Below are 16,028 nucleotides of genomic sequence, written 5' to 3' on the forward strand. Positions count from 1 at the left end.
CATCCATGCCCATCGAAGCCGCCGCGACCAAGTTGAACGCTATCGCCGATCAGAAGGCGGTCGAGTCGCCGTTCTACATTCCGATGACGGGTCCTGCGTCGCGCCCGAGGCGTGCGCTCAAGCACGACGATACGTTCGTGGTGCTCGACAGCCATGGTGACATTGGCGCGTCCGCGGGCGGCCCGGATGGCCTGTTCAATGCCGATACGCGTTATCTCGCGCGGCTGGAGCTGGCGCTGAACGACGTGCAGCCGTTGTTGCTCGGTTCGAATCTGCGCGATGACAACTCGTCGCTGACCGTCGATCTGACTAATCCGGATATCTATCGCAACGGCCGCCTCGTGCTGCAGAAGGATATGCTGCACATCGTGCGCACGTTCTTCCTGTGGCGTGGTGCGGCTTATCAGCGGATCGGTCTGCAAAATCATGGCGAACACCGTGCCAGTTTCGATCTGACGCTGTCATTCGACAATGACTTTGCCGATCTGTTCGAGGTGCGCGGCGAAAAACGCAAGCATCGCGGCATCGCCACCAGCCGCCTGGTCGGGCCCAGTGACGTTGCGCTGGAATATACCGGCCTCGACGGCAAGCCGCTCAGCACGATGGTGCATTTCGATCCGCGCCCGACGCGGCTGGCAGCCAACACCGCGACTTACCACTTCGAGCTGAAGCCGCAGCAAACGACGTCACTGTTCGTTGCTGTCAGTTGCAATGCCGAGGTCGGCCACAAGCCTGTACCGTTCTTTCGTGGGCTGCTCGCGCACCGCCGCGAGATGCGCAATTTCAGCAAGGGTGCGGCGACGGTCGAGACCTCGAATGATATTTTCAACGAGGTGCTTTGCCAGGCGATGGCCGATCTCAGTATCCTGATGACGAATACGCCGCAGGGGCGATATCCCTATGCTGGTATTCCCTGGTACTCGACGACATTCGGTCGCGATGGCCTGATCACGGCGCTGCAACTGTTGTGGATCGATCCGCGCGTAGCGCGCGGCGTGCTGAAACGGCTTGCGGCATTTCAGGCGAAGTCGGTCGATCCGCTTGCGGATGCCGAGCCCGGCAAGATCCTGCACGAAATGCGCGGCGGCGAGATGGCTGCGCTCCGCGAAGTCCCGTTCGCGCAATATTACGGCAGCGTCGACTCCACGCCGCTCTTTGTGATGCTCGCTGGGATGTATGTCGAGCGCACCGGCGATGATGAAACCCTGCGCGAGCTGTGGCCGGCCGTTGAGGCGGCCCTCGGATGGATCGATGGTCCGGGCGATCCCGACAGGGATGGCTTTGTCGAATATCAGCGCGCGACCGAACAAGGATTGCAGAACCAGGGCTGGAAAGATTCGTATGACGCCATCTTCCATGCCGATGGAAAGCTCGCTGAGGGCAATATCGCACTGGCGGAGGTGCAAGGCTATGTCTTCGCCGCCAAGCATCTGGCGTCGCGTCTCGCATTGCGCATAGGCCTGCCCGACAAGGCCCGGCAGCTTGAGGCCGAAGCGGAGCAACTTGCTGCGCGGTTCGAGGAAGCATTCTGGTGCGAGGAACTCGGCACCTATGCGCTTGCGCTCGACGGCAAGAAGATGCCTTGCGCGGTTCGTGCCTCCAATGCGGGCCAGTTGCTGTTCACAGGCATCGTCCGCGAAGACCGTGCGCGCATGGTCGCCGCCGACCTGATGCGTCCGCATTTCTTCACCGGCTGGGGCATTCGTACCATCGCGCGCGGCGAGGCGCGCTACAATCCCATGTCCTATCATGACGGCTCGATCTGGCCGCACGACAATGCGCTGATCACACTCGGTCTGGCGCGCTATGGCCTGAAGCATTCGGTCGAGGCTGTATTCAAGGGCCTGTTCGATACCGCGGCCTATATGGACTTGCGACGATTGCCGGAATTGTTCTGCGGCTTCCAGCGCGAAAAACGCCGTGGCCCGACCTTGTATCCGGTGGCTTGCGCGCCGCAGGCCTGGGCCAGCGCAACGCCGTATACCCTGCTCGAGGCAGCGCTAGGAATCGAATTCGATGTCGCGCGCGGCGAGATTCGTTTCCGCAATCCGCGGCTGCCCGCTTTCCTGCAATACGTCATTCTGCGTGATCTTCGGCTCGGCGAATCCAGCGTCGATCTCTGCCTGCGCAAACACGAGAACGATGTGTCGCTGGAAGTGCTGCGAACCCGCGGTCAGATCCAGGTCTCGATCGTATTGACGCATTGACGCGTCGCCTGGCGCTGGGGTCGTGCCCATCAGCGAAACGCGTGAGTGAGGGAGTTTCCATGCCTGCAATTCGCATCGTTGCCGGATTGGCTGTAGCGTTGGCGTTGAACGCCGTGGCCGTGTGCCAGGCGGCGGATGCGCCTGTGCCTCCGCCCGCGTCGTCAGAGAAATCCACCCCTGAAGCGCAGCCGTCCGTGCCGTCGCCCGCACCGGATGCGGCTGCCGTGCAGCCGGCAGCGCCACCGGTCGCGTCCGCGCCTCCTGCGCCTGTCGCCAAGCCGCCATCGGTTACGGTGATCGATGCTTTCGATGCCAAGGGCATTCTCGGCCGCGACGTGCGCAGTCCCGCAAGCGAGAATATGGGACGCATCGCCGACGTGATCGTCGATCGCGCGGGGCAAGTGCGCGGCGCGGTCATCGACTTCGGCGGATTCCTCGGGGTCGGCTCGCGCAAGATCGTGGTCGATTGGGGTGCGCTGCATTTCTGGAACGTGGCCGACAAGACCGCCAGCATCACGCTCGATCTCACACGCGAGCAGGTGCGTGCTGCGCCGGAATACAAGGACGACCAGCCCATCGTCGTGCTCGGCGCGTCCGGCACGCTGACGCCGCTGAGGTTTCCGCCTCTCACCATGCAGGAGCGCTAATTGGCGGTTCACGCGACCACTCGTGCAGCCGATCTCTCCCGCCGCGACGATGTCGCGGCGGTGCCCGAGGTCGCCTGTGCGCCGGGGATTGCGCCGGAGTCCGAGCTGGGCCCGCAGGAGCCGCAGCGGAGTCCTGAGCCATCGAAGCAGAGCCTGCGCGGGCTCGACTGGTTCATCTTCTTTCTCGCCGACGTGCAGACAGGATTCGGCCCGTTCGTTGCGGTCTATCTCACCACACAGAAATGGACCCAGGTCGAGATCGGCTTCGTGCTGTCAATCGGGGGCATCGTCGCGCTGCTCGGCCAAATTCCGGGTGGCGCGATTATCGATGCGGCGCGCTCGACGCGGCTGGTCGCCGGCGCCGCGGTCGCGACCATCGGCGGCTGTGCGCTAGCCTACGCGGCGCTGCCGGTGTTTCCCGTCATTGTCGCGGCAGCGACGTTGCATGCGATGGCGAGCTGTGTGCTCGGCCCTGCGATCGCCGCCATCAGCCTCGGGCTGGTCGGGCCGCTGCGGATCGGCGAACGGCTGGGGCGCAATGCGCGCTTCGCCTCGCTCGGCAATGGCGTCGCTGCCGCCGTCATGGGTACTTGCGGCTATCTGCTGTCCAGCCGGTCGGTGTTCATCGTCACCTTCTTGCTGGCGCTGCCGGTGCTCTACGCGCTGTCGCGGATTCGGCCTCAGGAGATCAATTCCGCGCAGGCCCATGGCGCCAGCACCAAAGAAGCCGAGAACAATAAGCCGATCCGTTTTCGCGATCTGGTGCGCCAGAAGCCGCTGTTGATTTTCGCCTGTGCTGTGCTGCTACTGCAACTCGCCAATGCCGCGATGCTGCCTTTGATGGCGGGCGTCGTCACGACGCGCTCGGCCGACTGGGCACCGGCGCTGATCGCCTTCTGCATCGTGGTCCCGCAGGCCATCGTCGCGGCGACCTCACCGACGGTCGGCCGAAAGGCGCAGCAATGGGGCCGTCGGCCACTGCTGCTGATCGCCTTCGCCGCGCTCGTGATCCGCGGATTGCTATTCGCCGTGGTCACCGACCCGTTTGCGCTGGTCGCCGTGCAGATCTTCGACGGCGTCACTGCTGCCGTGTTCAGCGTGATGATCCCGCTGATCGTCGCCGACATCGCTTTTGGCAGCGGTCGCTTCAGCCTTGCGCAAGGCATTGTCGGAACAGCCACCGGCATCGGTGCGTCGCTCAGTACGGTGACCGCCGGCTTCGTCGCCGACAAGCTCGGCGCGCCGGTTGCCTTTGTCGGTCTGGCCTGCGTCGCCGGGCTTGGCTTGTTGCTGATCTGGCTGGTGATGCCGGAAACTCGCCGCGACCACGGCGAGGTTGAGAACGGACCTTAGGGCGCGACGCTCTCACCGAGGAAGTTGACCGCGGCCGTGACACCACCCTTGCCGTGCGGAATGCCGAGCGCCTGCAATCCCATCTCGATCACGCCGAGCGTTCCGAGAATCATGGGCGCGTTGACATGGCCCATATGAGCGATGCGGAATGCTTTTCCGTGCAGGTCGCCGATGCCGACGCCGAGAATGACGCCGCATTTGTCGCGGCAGTAATCGAGCAGCGGCGTCGGGTTGTCCATCCGCACCGTCGTGACCGTGTTGCCGCGTTCTTTCGGCTCGATGATATTGAAGCTCAGCACGCCGCCATCGGCCCATACGGCAACGCCGCGGCGCACGGCTTCCGCCAGCAATCGATGGCGTTGGAATACGTTGACCAGCGTCTCGTCGAACAGCATGTCGATGGCCTGACGCTGCGCGAACATCAGGTGCACCGGCGCGGTGCCCGAATGTTTCCGGTAGTGCTCGTCGCCGTCGCGCTCGGTCCAATCCCAATAGGGTGTGCGCAGATTGGCAGTCTTGTGCACTTCGCGCGCGCGGTCATTCGCGGCGACATAGCCGAGGCCGGGCGGTGTCATCAGGCCTTTCTGCGAGCCGGACATGGCGACATCGATGCCCCATGCATCCATCTCGAACGGCATGCAGCCGAGCGAAGCCACGGTGTCGACCATGAACAATGCGGGATGACCGGCGGCCTTGATCGCCTTGCCGATGGCTTCAATGTCGTTGAACGCGCCTGACGCCGTGTCGATCTGCACTGCAAGCACAGCCTTGATCTCGTGCTTGGCGTCTTGTCGCAACGTTGCTTCAACCTCGGCAGGACGAATGGCGCGATTCCAGTCGCCCTTCAGGCTCTGCACGTCGACGCCCATGGCGCGCGCAGCATGGCCCCAGCCGACCGCGAAACGCCCGCTTTCCAGCACCAGGATCTTGTCGCCGCGCGACAGCACATTGGTGAGCGTCGCTTCCCATGCACCGTGCCCGTTGGCGATATACATATAGGTGTTGCCCTTGGTGGCGAACAACGTGCCGATATCGCGCAGCAGCCCGAATGTGAGCTGCACCATTTCCTTGGAGTAGATATCCAGCGGCGGACGATGCATCGCCCGCAATACTTCGTCTGGCATCGTGGTGGGGCCGGGGATGGCGAGAAATTCACGACCTGCACGAACGACCATTTTCAATCCTTGTTGGTATTTTCGGCCATGGTGCCATGGCGCAGCGCGAAATCAAAGCGCGTGTGAGGTGGTTTGAATTTGACCGCTTAGTGAGTCAGCGCATCACGCCCGATCACATTCGCGATGGCCTGGAAGATCTGGTCCTTGATCTCGGTCGCCGCCGGGCTCGGGATCGTCTCGGGAGGGCCGTCGTGTTTGGCGCAAGCCACCACCAGCCGCAGGATCCAGACTTCGCCATCGGTGTAGTACAGGTCGCCGCCGCCATTGTGACCGGCGACGGTTGGGCCGATTCCGGTGACCTGATATTTGGCCTCGACCATGCCGGCCTTTTCGAGGTCGCCTGCGAGCACCGCGCGCTCCGCGTCGATATCGGCAGCGATATGATGCGTGATCGCGCCGGTGTATTTGCTGATCCCGACGCTGCGATCGAAAGTCGCGTCGCCGAGCCAGACCGGGCGATCTTCCTGTCCCTTGTCGAGGACCTTCCAGAGCCGGATGTGGTGGCGATGATCAGCGCTGTTGCCGACCGGCTTCTCGAAAGCGAGATCCTCGCGGCGGCCGAGATAAACCAGCGGGCTCACCGGTGCTTCGCGATAGGGTCGGTCGAGCAAGACGCTGCCGACAATCTCGAGGGACGAGCGCAAGGTTACGGGATCGGCGGGATACCAGCCGGCAGCATGCATCGCGCACAGCACGTCCTTCTTGTCGCCGATCAGGCCGACATTGATGGGATCGCCGGGAATGCCTTGCGCGGTCATCGTCGTCATCGGCAATCCGGCAAGGCTCTTCTGGTGCTCGTAATGGGTCCAGAGTTCCGGGAGCAACAGATAGGCGATGCCGCCATAGATGACCAAAGCGAGCAGCGTCAGCCGCGCCGCCCGGAATGTCCGGCTGCGGCGTTGTTTTTGCGCAATGACATCCGTCTGCAGGTCAGCCACGGTTCCGCTCGATCGAATCTGAGCGGGGAACCTGCCACGTCAGCGCCACGATGTCATCGTCGGGTCTCGCGGCAGCCGGCGGCTTCGGCCTCTTCTTTAGAGCAAAACCAGCGTGTTCCCTTGCTGATCCGCATGCTGATCTTGGCATACCAGCGGCTTTCGGGCGTGTGGTAGATGCAGACGCCGGCCCGGTTGACGTTGCCCTTGATCCGGCAGGCTGGAGACGGCGCCACGTGGCCGGATGCCGAGGCCAGCAGGATCGGCAAGGCATCCTCCGGAGGCTTGATCGAGCCAAGAATGGTGGTTTTCTTGTTGCGTACGCGCCAGTCCCAGGGCGCAAAGAACGCGCCGGCCCAAAGTCCGGCCTTGGCCTCACGTGCGGCTTTCTCGTCGGCATCATAGGCATGCGAGAAGCGCACATAGGAAAGCGCCCAGCCGCTCTTCACCATCCATTGGCTGATGTCCTCGCCGTCCACCTCGCATTTGGCGACCGAGCGACCGAAGCGATCGGTCCGTAGCACGTGGCAGGTCCAGCTCTTGTCGCCGACATGTTCAACAAGCGCTTCATGCGCTGCGACACCGCAGGTCCAGCGCTCGCCGGCGGCATTCAGGCACAACTGATCGAGGCCGGGCGAGTCCATGCCGGCGAGCCGGATGCGGGTCGCGCCAATGGTCATCTGGTCGCCATCGCGAATCTTCGGCACCCCGGTCACGTCGGCGGCCTGCGCCAGTGCGGGAATGCAAAGCATCGCGATAAAAAGTGAGAAGGTGCGGAACATGCGCTTCGAACCGTTTGATTGCAAAATCATGACGACAATCCGGAGACAGTGCGGGCATTTCGCCGCCCATGCCAGCGCGGTCGCTCCTTCATACCTTCAACTTCGCGCGATGACCTATGCCGCGTGGCCATTCATCATTCTCCGCCGCGCCAGCGCGAGACCCATCAGCACGAAGGCTGAGGTCACTTCGGGACCGCCGACGAGAATCCGTGTCGGCGTTTTCATCTTGTTCCATTCATAGGCCTTGAACGGACCCTTGCGGCCACCTTCGCCTGTTGCCGTGATGATGCAGCGCAGCGCAGGTGCGAAATGCGCGAGCTCACCGCCGAGATGTCCGAGCGCGATCAGTGCGAGTGCCGCATCGAAAGTATTCATCTCGCGCGCAATCAACTCATCCTGCACATAAGCGAGAACACGCAGGCGAATGAAGTCGAACGTGCCGTCGGTGTCTATGGCCTGTTGTGTTGCGGCTGGCAGCTCACGGAAGGCCGCATAGCAGCGGCCGAAATAGGCGCTGTAGAGCTCTGGCAGATAGTAGATGTGCGATTTCGGATCGGCGAAGGCGCCGGATGCCACAAGGCGGCGCTGGAAGCCGATGATCCGCTGCATCGTTTCCAGACGTGTCGGTGTTTCCATCACCTTCCAGCGGACGAGATTCCGGAACGAGACTTCGAGCACGTCGAGATTAAGTGTCGGATCGAGATCGTTGCCGTAGGGCCGCTCGCCCGCGAGATTGTCGATCCAGGTGACGATGGCGCCGTCATAGTCGATATGGTCGTTGAGCGGCACGGTGACCATCGGTTCGTTGCTGCCGTTGCCGACCTGATAACCGGCATAGAAGTCGAGCAGGGGTTGATCGAGGATCGGATCGGTCGAGCCGGCCTGTGTGGCGGCGGAGAACGAGCAGGCGGTGGTGTCACAGTCCGGCACATAGATGCCGAAGCCGAGGTCCTGCTTGATCTGTGCGAACAGCCGGCTGAAGCGCGGATGCGGCGGCGGTGCCAGCGCCGTGATGACGTTCACACTCGTTCCGTCATGCGAGCGGACTTCCTCGCGGCTGGTGACCAGGCAGAATTCAACCATCGCATCGATGGCGCGGCGCGAGGATGTCGTCTGGTCCGGCGATGGCAGTCCGGTTTCGCCGAAGCTCAGCAGCGCCTCGGTGAAGAACGCGTCGTAATAGGCCGAGCGATGCCGGATCTGCACCGGCTCCCACATGGGTTCGGCAATTCCGGTCCATGGCGGATTGATGAGTTTTCCGGCCGGTGAGCGTGCGATGAAGATGCGCGCGAGGGTGAACAGCAGTGTCGAATTCTTGTAGCCGCGCGAATTCAGGCCTGTCAGGGCCATCAGGAAATCGCGGCCATGCATGTCGGGATCGCCGATCAGGTTGAATGCCGCGTAGGTGGGGATGAAGCCGTTGCGGTCGAACGAGCGCAACAGATGCGCGCCGCAGGCCTTGATGACATTGTCGATCTCGCCCAGCGACGGTGCCTGCGCTGATGCCGTCACCGGCTTCGGCTCTGGATGGCTCAATGCGACCGTGTCGAGCAGCTCGGCGATGGGCTGGCCGATGGCTTCCCAATCGGGGCTCGCGTCGTCGCGCGCCGCTCTCAGGGCCTGCTGTATGGCTTTGAACCGGGCAGGGTCGCGCAACTCGGGCAGGCCGGCGCGACAGAGCAATGGACGGAGCGCAGGATTGCCGAGCGCAGTTTTGTAGAACTTGACGATATGGGCGTCGCCGCCGGTGTGCTTGTGAAATAGGGGGTCGCAGAGGTCGTAAAGCGACGGGCCGACCTTGCTCGCTGTCAGCGCGCGGTATGCGGCGCCGGCAAAATAAGTCACACCCATGAGGTTTCTTTCAGTGCCGCCCCCTGCGCACGCCTCGAAAACCGCCCGCCGCTGCTGCGGCGCAATCGCTTCCCGACACCTGCAAGCCTTTGAAAAATTGCACGAATCGGTCTGAATTACAATTGCGTGAAGCGCAAGCCCGTTCAAGACCTTAGCCTGGTCAGTCAGTAACCCTGTCTTAAATCCCGGCCTTTACCGGTTGCCCGGGTGGGCTCGACGGGTTAACAACCAGTTTGCTGCGATGCCGCAAATTGAGCGCATTTAATACTCATTGGTTTGGCATCCCTTCAAACCTATTTCGACGTTCGCGCGACCCACGGTTGCGCCTGAACGATGAGCAGGAATGACGTTATGAACGTACGGCAGTTTCGCGTATCCCGTCGCTCGATCACTGTGGCCGCAGCTTTTGTCGGCCTGGTGTCGCTGGTGCTTGGCGCCAATGCCGCGCTGAACAAGCGCTCGCTGGAAGCCGCACAGGCCGAGACGGTGACCGGGACGATCAATCCCGTGACGAAGGCGTCGCGCATCGCGCTGGTGATCGGCAACGGTCATTACCCCGACGCCGGCGCGCCGCTGAGCCAGCCGATCAATGATGCACGTGCCATGACGAGCGCACTCCGCCGCGACGGTTTCGACGTCGATGTGGTGGAAGACGCGACCCGCGATGACATGACCCGCGCTGTCGAGCGCCTGAAGGCCAAGATCAAGCCTGAAACCGTCGTGATGCTGTATTTCGGCGGCTATGGCGTTCAGGTTGGCCGCCAGAGCTACATGATCCCGGTGGATGCTGCGATCTGGAAAGAGCGTGACATCCGTCGCGATGGCATGAGCGTCGAGGCCGTTCTCGATATCATGAAAGAGCAGGGTGCCCAGGCCAAACTGGTCGTGCTGGATGCGTCCCGCCGCAATCCCTATGAGCGCCGCTTCCGCGGTTACTCCCGTGGTCTCGCGCCGATCGATGTTCCTGAGAATGCGCTGATCCTGACCTCGGCGACGCCGGGCAAGGTTGCCGACGATGTGGATGGTCAGAACAGCCTGCTCGCGACCGAATTGCTGAAGAACATGAAGGCCAAGCCGGCGAGCGCCGAGTCCGTCTTCACCAACACCCGCGTTGCGGTTACCCGCGCGACCGCCGGCGAGCAGGTTCCTGCCGTGTCGTCGTCGCTGGTTGAGGACATCCTGCTCGGCGATAGCGCAACGGCCAAAGCCGGCAGCTAAGCCTTCCCATCGGGTTTACTTGTTAGCGTCTGCGCTGGCCATCACCGGCCGAACCGGGTCGCCTTCGCGCAGCAATGCGCCCGCCCGCGCGACAATCACATCGCCATCGCTCAAACCTTCGCGTACCTCCACGCGTCCGCCTGACATCAGCCCGATCTCGACGCGCCGCGTCTCGATGCGCTGCCGCCGGACCACCTGCACGACGGTCCCGCCGGCACTGTAGAGAACGGCGGTCAATGGCACCGCGACGCCGCAGCTTTCGCCTGTCTTGATGATGGCACGCGCGTAGGAATTGCTCATCAGCCGCCGGGCCGAGGTGATCGAGACCACGACCTGGCCGAGCTGGCTATTGGGCTCCACGGTAGAGGCGACGCGTTTCACTTTACCGTCCAGCTCTCCAGCGCCGATCACCTTGACCTTGACCGGCTGATCGACTTTCAGCTTCGGCAGGTCGCGCGTCGGTACCTGGCCGATGAATTCGAATTCGCTCCGCGCGATGATGCTGAAAAGAGCCTCGCCCTTGGCCGATGCGAGTGATCCGACAACGGCGGAAGAGGCGCTGACCAATCCTGCGACTGTGGCCTGAACTTGAAGTGATCCGCCTTCCGGTGGCGTCAGGCGTGCGAGGATCTGGCCCGCAGTGACGTTCTCGCCGGCGTCGACCATGACCTCTGCGACCTTGAGGCCCGGGCGATCCGGACGGATCGAGACTTCCTCGCGCGGGATCAGGATGCCGGAGACTTCGACGGTCGCGGAGAAGCAGGACTTCGCGGCGGTCAGCACGGTCACTGCTGCACCCTTCGGGGCATCAGCAGGATCGTCGGCGGCCAGGGTCGGCTGGGTGAACACGCATAGCGACAGCGCGACCAGCAATCTGGCCCATGTGGTGGTTCGCTTGGAAGATGCGACGGACAGGGTCATTGCATTTGCCTATTTGTGCGGGACGGCGGGGGGTTGACCGTTTTGCGGGTCTTCCTCGCCGCTCGACACCAGCAGCTTGCGCCCGAAGCGCCATGCCAATTGTCCGACATCGTCCATCATCATGAACATCGCCGGCACGAATAGTAGCGACAGCGCCGTCGAGAAGATCAGCCCGCCAATGATAGCAAGTGCCATCGGAGAGCGGAACTCGCCGCCGGCGCCGAAGGCCAGTGCGGACGGCATCATGCCAGCGACCATGGCAACGGTGGTCATCACGATCGGCCGCGCGCGCTTCATGCCGGCATCGATGATCGCGACCTCTCGCGGCTTGCCTTCGCGAATGGCTTCCACTGCAAATTCCACCAGCATGATGGCGTTCTTGGTCACGATGCCCATCAGCATCAGGATGCCGATCCAGACCGGCGTCGTCAGTTGCTTGCCCGTCAGGAGCAGCGCCAGGATCGCGCCGCCGATCGAGAGCGGCAGCGAGAACAGGATGGTGATCGGCTGCAGGAACGTGCCGAACAGCAGCACCAGCACCGCATAGACCATCATCAGGCCTGCCGAGATCGCGGTGGCGAAACCATCCGCGAGTTCGTTCAGGCTTTCGGCGTCGCCGGACTGCTTGACGCTGACATTCTTCGGCAGGCTCTTCATGACCGGCAGTTCGTAGATCTTCTTCAGGGCATCGCCGAGTGCGGCGGTGCCCACGAGATCCGCGGCCACGGTGGCCTGCCGTTCCCTGTCGTAGCGGTTGATGCTGGTCGGTCCCTGGTCGAGCTTGATGTCGGCAACGACGGAGAGCGGCACACCGCCGCGGCCGCCGCCAAGCGGTACCCGCAATTGTTCGAGGATCTGGAAGTCGGCGCGTGCGGTATCTTCCAGCTGCACGCGGATCGGCACCAGGCGGTCGCCGGCATCGAATTTCGCCAGGGCCGGACCAACGTCGCCGATGGTGGCGACGCGGATGGTTTCCGACAGGCTCTCGGTGGAGACGCCGAGCCGTGCCGCGAGATCGGCACGCGGCTGCACGCGCAGCTCAGGACGATCCAGCGAGGTTTCCGAGATCACGTTGGAGATCAGTGGAATGCGCTTCATCTGCGTCGCCAGTTCGCTGGCGACATTGGCGACGATATTGCTGTCGGTGCCAGTCACCACCAGCGAGATGGCGCGTAGTCCGTTTTCGTCGAGGAACCAGTAACGGATATCCGGAACGCTTTCGAGTTCCTTGCTGATATCGAGTTCGAGCAGTCGCTGCGTATGTGCGCTGTCGCGTTCGCTCTTTGGGGTGTAGTTGATGATCAGAGCTGCGCGCCGCACTTCATAGGTGCCGGGCGGGACGTGACCGCCATCGACGAACACGCTCTTCACTTCAGGTCGCTTGCGGAGCCGTGCGACGATGTCTTCTGTGACTTTCTCGGTGTAAGCGAGCTGCGATCCCGGTGGCAATTCCATCGCCATCAGCGAACGCGCGGTGTCCTGGGCCGGCAGGAAGCCCTGCGGCAGCAGCTGGATGCTCCAGATCGACAATGCGAAGACGGCGAGACCGAACAGAACCGTTACGTAGTAGCGCTTCACCGACAGGGTCACGAGCTTGTTGTAGGCTTGCAGCAGGCGTCCCGGCGGTGGATCGTCGTGCTTGTGATCCTTGAGGAAGTAGGCCGCCAGCACAGGTGTGACGAAGCGCGCCGCCAGCAGCGAGAAGAATACCTGCACCGAGACGGTGATGCCGAACTGCTTGAAGAATTGTCCGGCGATGCCCGACATGAAGCTGGCCGGGGCGAAGATCGCGATAATGGTGAGGCTGATGGCGATCACGGCGAGGCCGATTTCGTCGGCTGCTTCCAGCGCGGCGCGATAGGGCGATTTGCCCATCCGCATATGCCGCACGATGTTTTCGATCTCGACGATGGCGTCGTCGACGAGAATGCCTGTCGACAGCGTGATGGCGAGGAAGCTCACGAGGTTGAGCGAGAAGCCGAGCAGGTCCATCGCCCAGAAGGCGGGGAAGATCGATAGCGGCAGCGAGATCGCGGCAATGACCGTGGCGCGCAGATCGCGCAGGAAGAAGAACACCACAATGACGGCAAGCGCCGCGCCTTCGAACAGTGTCGAGATTGCAGCTTCGTAATTGCCCTTGGTGAAGTCGACCGACGTATCGATCAATTTCAGATCGACATCGGGATAGGATGCCTTCAGCGCATCGATGCGCTTCTGCACAGCCGCCGCGACCACCACGTCGCTGGCGCCTTTGGACCGCTTGATGCCCAGGGCCACCACGGGCTCGCCGTTGAAACGCGCAAAGGTGCGGCGATCGGCAATGGTGTCGGTGACTGTGCCGAGATCTTCGAGCCGCACCTCGCCGCCAGAGGGCAGGCTGATCATGGTGCCGGCGAGTTCGTTCAGCGTCTTCGCGCCCGCCAGCGTCCGGATCGCCTGATCGTTCTTGCCGATTTCGGCGCGGCCGCCGGCGAGGTCCACATTGGTGCCGCGCAGGCGCCTGGACACATCGACGGCGGTAAGGCCTGCGGCCTGCAAGCGATCGGGATCGAGCGAGACGAGGATTTCGCGCTCGACGCCGCCGATGCGCTCGACCTGCGCGACGTTGCGCACGCCCTGCAACGCGCGCTTGACCACGTCATCGACGAACCACGACAGTTGCTCCGGCGTCTTGCCCGGCGAGATCGCCGCATAGGTCACGATCGGCAGGCCGATTACGTCGACGCGCTGGATCAGCGGTTCATTGACATTCTGGGGGAGGTTGGCGCGCACGCGCGTGACAGCGTCTTTGACGTCGTTCAGCGCGCGGTCGGTATTGGTTTCCAGTGCGAATTGCACCGTCGTGACAGACAGGCCATCGGTGATCGACGACGAGATGTGTCGCACGCCTTCGACGCCGGAGACGCCGTCTTCGATGGTCTTGGTGACCTGCGCTTCAAGTTCCGCGGGCGCCGCGCCGAACTGCGAGACGGCGACCGAGATCACCGGAATGTCTGCACTCGGTAGCCGCGTGATCGCTAGCTTGGTGAAGCTGATCCAGCCGAGTACCAGAAGAATGATGGAGAAAACGATGGACGGAAGCGGATGGCGGATCGACCATGCCGAGATATTCATTGCCATTAACGCACCCGCGATCGATCGAGGTCATCGGCGAACATGGTCTGGACCTTGTCGCCGTCATGAAGTGATGTGCCGGCATCGGCGACGACGATGTCGCCCACCTCGACGCCTTCAAGAATTTCCGTCGACGTATCGGACACCAGCCCGACTTTTACCCGTCGGGTCTCGATGGTGTTGCCTTTCACGAGCTGCACCATGAAGTGTTCGATCGCCGAGCGCGGGATCGCGACGCCGCAGCTGCGCTTGGCGTCGATGCTCGCGCGGGCGAAGACACCGACCTTGAGCGACGGATTGCTGGCCAGCGACAGCCGGACATGGCCGAGCTGCGTCACGCGGTCGATCTGTGGCGACACCAGCCGCACCTTGCCGAAAATATCGGGCTGATCGTCGCGGCTGATCCGCGCCGTGACGCCGGGGTTGAGCTTAAGGATATGGATGCTCGGCACTTCTGCATCGAGCTCGAGTTCGTTGTTGATGGCGATCCTGAACATCGGCCCGGCCTGCGGCGAGGCCGGCGCGCCGACGATGGTGTTCACGGAGGTAACCAGACCTGCCGCGGGGGCGCGCAGCGTCACAGGATTCGGGCGTGCATTGCCTGCCGTCGGCGGCGGTATCAGCCGCGCCAGTTCCTGGTTCTCGGTGACGGTGTCACCTTCGCGGACCAGCACTTCGGAGACCTTAGAACCTTCGGTCTCGACGCCGACCACGGCCTCGCGGCGCGGAACCACGAAGCCGGTCACCCGCACGAGATCGGAGAAGCAGGCATTGGTGGCCTTGGCAACGATCACCATGGCGCCATTCGGCGAAGCGGAGCCGGCGGGTGCGGGTTCAGCGGCGAAGCCGATAGAGGTGGTTGCGACCATGGTGGCCGCCAGCGACAGACATGCGAGAGAGGGGGAGAAGCAGGCAAAAGCCTTCATTGCGAGATCGATCCACTTGGTATTACGGAGCACCAGGGGCATTCGATCGGTGCGGCGGCAGGTCGGGGCAATCTATACAGGATATCCGCGATCACCACAGCAAACAGCGTCCCGCGTGGCGCGGAACGCTGTGGTGCGGCAATCCGCAGCAAGCTCAGAGGTACCACCGAGCCTATTGGGATGCGGTGGTCTTGTTCGCCATATTCACCACCTGAACGCGGCGGTTGGACGGATCGGTCGGCGCAACGCCGGCCTTCGGCTTGCCCTTGCCATACCCAACGGTGACGAGGTCGGCGCCGGCGATGCCGTATTTGTCCGTCAGATAGCGCTTGATGGCATCGGCGCGGCGCTCGGAGAGATCCTGGTTGTATTCTTCGCCGCCGACCGCATCTGTATGGCCGGCGACCACGAAGGTCGCGCCTTTGAGGTCTTCGCTGCTCAGCGCCTTGCCGAGGGCCTGCACCGAGGACAGCGACTTCTTGCTGATATTCGCCGAATTGTAGTCGAAGGTAATTTCCAGATCGATCGCCGGCTTGGTCTGGGCGACGGCGGCGATCTGCTCGCGCTCGCCGATCGACAGCGATCGTGTGCTGCGATTGCGAAGGGAGTCGACGAACTTGCCTTCGGCGGCATTGACGGCCGGCTCGGCCGGCGGTGTCATTGACAGACCGCGGGTCAGTGGCTTCTTCGGCGCCAATGCGCGCAGGATCTGGTCGGAGGTCACTTCCTCAGCCGCTGCGGCGATGCCTGCGGTCAGCGACAGGGCGACGCTGATCATGGCGATCGTGCGAAGTGCCTTGAAGCCGGGGCGTGCGGATGTGTTTGACATAGGTGCATCCTTCATTTCGGCGCGCAAAACGCGCTTGAATCAAATCCAACAAAATCTGGTGCCGGATCGC

Annotated in this window: 12 protein-coding genes; 4 read left to right on the forward strand and 8 right to left on the reverse strand. The window is 62.9% G+C overall.

The window, feature by feature from the left end; all coding sequences use genetic code 11:
• Positions 1 to 5 precede the first annotated feature (5 nt).
• The 3 genes from HP556_RS29780 to HP556_RS29790 all read left to right on the forward strand — a co-directional run bounded on the left by HP556_RS29780 (position 6) and on the right by HP556_RS29790 (position 4,207).
• Complete coding sequence (locus HP556_RS29780) at positions 6 to 2,207, forward strand: amylo-alpha-1,6-glucosidase (protein ID WP_175369566.1); 2,202 nt, start codon at positions 6 to 8, stop codon at positions 2,205 to 2,207.
• 59 nt (positions 2,208 to 2,266) lie between these two features.
• On the forward strand, positions 2,267 to 2,854 hold the full coding sequence (locus tag HP556_RS29785; RefSeq protein WP_175369567.1) for a PRC-barrel domain-containing protein: 588 nt from the start codon (positions 2,267 to 2,269) through the stop codon (positions 2,852 to 2,854).
• Between the two features lie 87 nt (positions 2,855 to 2,941).
• The gene (locus HP556_RS29790; RefSeq protein WP_338117639.1) at positions 2,942 to 4,207 is read left to right on the forward strand and encodes an MFS transporter; all 1,266 of its coding nucleotides are present in this window, start codon (positions 2,942 to 2,944) and stop codon (positions 4,205 to 4,207) included.
• Here the strand turns inward: HP556_RS29790 and HP556_RS29795 are convergent.
• From HP556_RS29795 to HP556_RS29810, 4 genes are all read right to left on the reverse strand, one after another.
• Positions 4,204 to 5,382 (reverse strand): pyridoxal-phosphate-dependent aminotransferase family protein, encoded by a 1,179-nt coding sequence (locus tag HP556_RS29795; protein ID WP_175369568.1) that lies wholly within the window; start codon positions 5,380 to 5,382, stop codon positions 4,204 to 4,206. The genes HP556_RS29790 and HP556_RS29795 overlap by 4 nt on opposite strands.
• Before the next feature lie 86 nt (positions 5,383 to 5,468).
• Positions 5,469 to 6,320 carry an LssY C-terminal domain-containing protein gene (locus tag HP556_RS29800; RefSeq protein ID WP_089266719.1) on the reverse strand — a complete coding sequence of 284 codons (852 nt, stop codon included), beginning with the start codon at positions 6,318 to 6,320 and terminating at the stop codon, positions 5,469 to 5,471.
• A 53-nt stretch (positions 6,321 to 6,373) separates the two neighbouring features.
• Positions 6,374 to 7,099: a thermonuclease family protein gene (locus HP556_RS29805; RefSeq protein ID WP_089266918.1), complete on the reverse strand. Its 726-nt coding sequence runs from the start codon at positions 7,097 to 7,099 to the stop codon at positions 6,374 to 6,376.
• A gap of 114 nt (positions 7,100 to 7,213) precedes the next feature.
• Entirely contained in the window at positions 7,214 to 8,950 is a 1,737-nt protein-coding gene (locus tag HP556_RS29810) for a hypothetical protein (protein WP_175369569.1), read from the reverse strand.
• Positions 8,951 to 9,301: 351 nt separating this feature from the next.
• On the opposite strand from HP556_RS29810, the gene HP556_RS29815 reads away from it, so the two are divergent.
• Positions 9,302 to 10,168 (forward strand): caspase family protein, encoded by an 867-nt coding sequence (locus HP556_RS29815; protein WP_089266722.1) that lies wholly within the window; start codon positions 9,302 to 9,304, stop codon positions 10,166 to 10,168.
• Positions 10,169 to 10,183: 15 nt separating this feature from the next.
• Here the strand turns inward: HP556_RS29815 and HP556_RS29820 are convergent, their stop codons facing one another.
• The 4 genes from HP556_RS29820 to HP556_RS29835 form a co-directional block, all read right to left on the reverse strand.
• Entirely contained in the window at positions 10,184 to 11,089 is a 906-nt protein-coding gene (locus tag HP556_RS29820; protein WP_175369570.1) for an efflux RND transporter periplasmic adaptor subunit, read from the reverse strand.
• Positions 11,090 to 11,098: 9 nt separating this feature from the next.
• A complete protein-coding gene (locus HP556_RS29825) occupies positions 11,099 to 14,209 on the reverse strand; it encodes an efflux RND transporter permease subunit (protein WP_089266725.1) in 3,111 nt (1,036 codons plus the stop codon).
• Complete coding sequence (locus HP556_RS29830) at positions 14,209 to 15,072, reverse strand: efflux RND transporter periplasmic adaptor subunit (RefSeq protein ID WP_175369633.1); 864 nt, start codon at positions 15,070 to 15,072, stop codon at positions 14,209 to 14,211. The genes HP556_RS29825 and HP556_RS29830 overlap by 1 nt, the downstream gene beginning before the upstream one ends.
• Before the next feature lie 229 nt (positions 15,073 to 15,301).
• On the reverse strand, positions 15,302 to 15,958 hold the full coding sequence (locus HP556_RS29835; RefSeq protein WP_089266920.1) for an OmpA family protein: 657 nt from the start codon (positions 15,956 to 15,958) through the stop codon (positions 15,302 to 15,304).
• Positions 15,959 to 16,028 lie beyond the last annotated feature (70 nt).

It is taken from the genome of Tardiphaga robiniae, from assembly GCF_013359755.1.
Lineage (GTDB): Bacteria > Pseudomonadota > Alphaproteobacteria > Rhizobiales > Xanthobacteraceae > Tardiphaga > Tardiphaga robiniae.

What these genes read in the sequence shown, in the direction of transcription:
- HP556_RS29780 (WP_175369566.1), top strand. Translation starts at nt 6, where the DNA reads ATGCCCATCGAAGCCGCCGCGACCAAGTTGAACGCTATCGCCGATCAG.
- HP556_RS29785 (WP_175369567.1), top strand. Translation starts at nt 2,267, where the DNA reads ATGCCTGCAATTCGCATCGTTGCCGGATTGGCTGTAGCGTTGGCGTTG.
- HP556_RS29795 (WP_175369568.1), bottom strand. Translation starts at nt 5,382, where the DNA reads ATGGTCGTTCGTGCAGGTCGTGAATTTCTCGCCATCCCCGGCCCCACC.
- HP556_RS29805 (WP_089266918.1), bottom strand. Translation starts at nt 7,099, where the DNA reads ATGTTCCGCACCTTCTCACTTTTTATCGCGATGCTTTGCATTCCCGCA.
- HP556_RS29810 (WP_175369569.1), bottom strand. Translation starts at nt 8,950, where the DNA reads ATGGGTGTGACTTATTTTGCCGGCGCCGCATACCGCGCGCTGACAGCG.
- HP556_RS29815 (WP_089266722.1), top strand. Translation starts at nt 9,302, where the DNA reads ATGAACGTACGGCAGTTTCGCGTATCCCGTCGCTCGATCACTGTGGCC.
- HP556_RS29820 (WP_175369570.1), bottom strand. Translation starts at nt 11,089, where the DNA reads ATGACCCTGTCCGTCGCATCTTCCAAGCGAACCACCACATGGGCCAGA.
- HP556_RS29825 (WP_089266725.1), bottom strand. Translation starts at nt 14,209, where the DNA reads ATGGCAATGAATATCTCGGCATGGTCGATCCGCCATCCGCTTCCGTCC.
- HP556_RS29830 (WP_175369633.1), bottom strand. Translation starts at nt 15,072, where the DNA reads ATGGTCGCAACCACCTCTATCGGCTTCGCCGCTGAACCCGCACCCGCC.
- HP556_RS29835 (WP_089266920.1), bottom strand. Translation starts at nt 15,958, where the DNA reads ATGTCAAACACATCCGCACGCCCCGGCTTCAAGGCACTTCGCACGATC.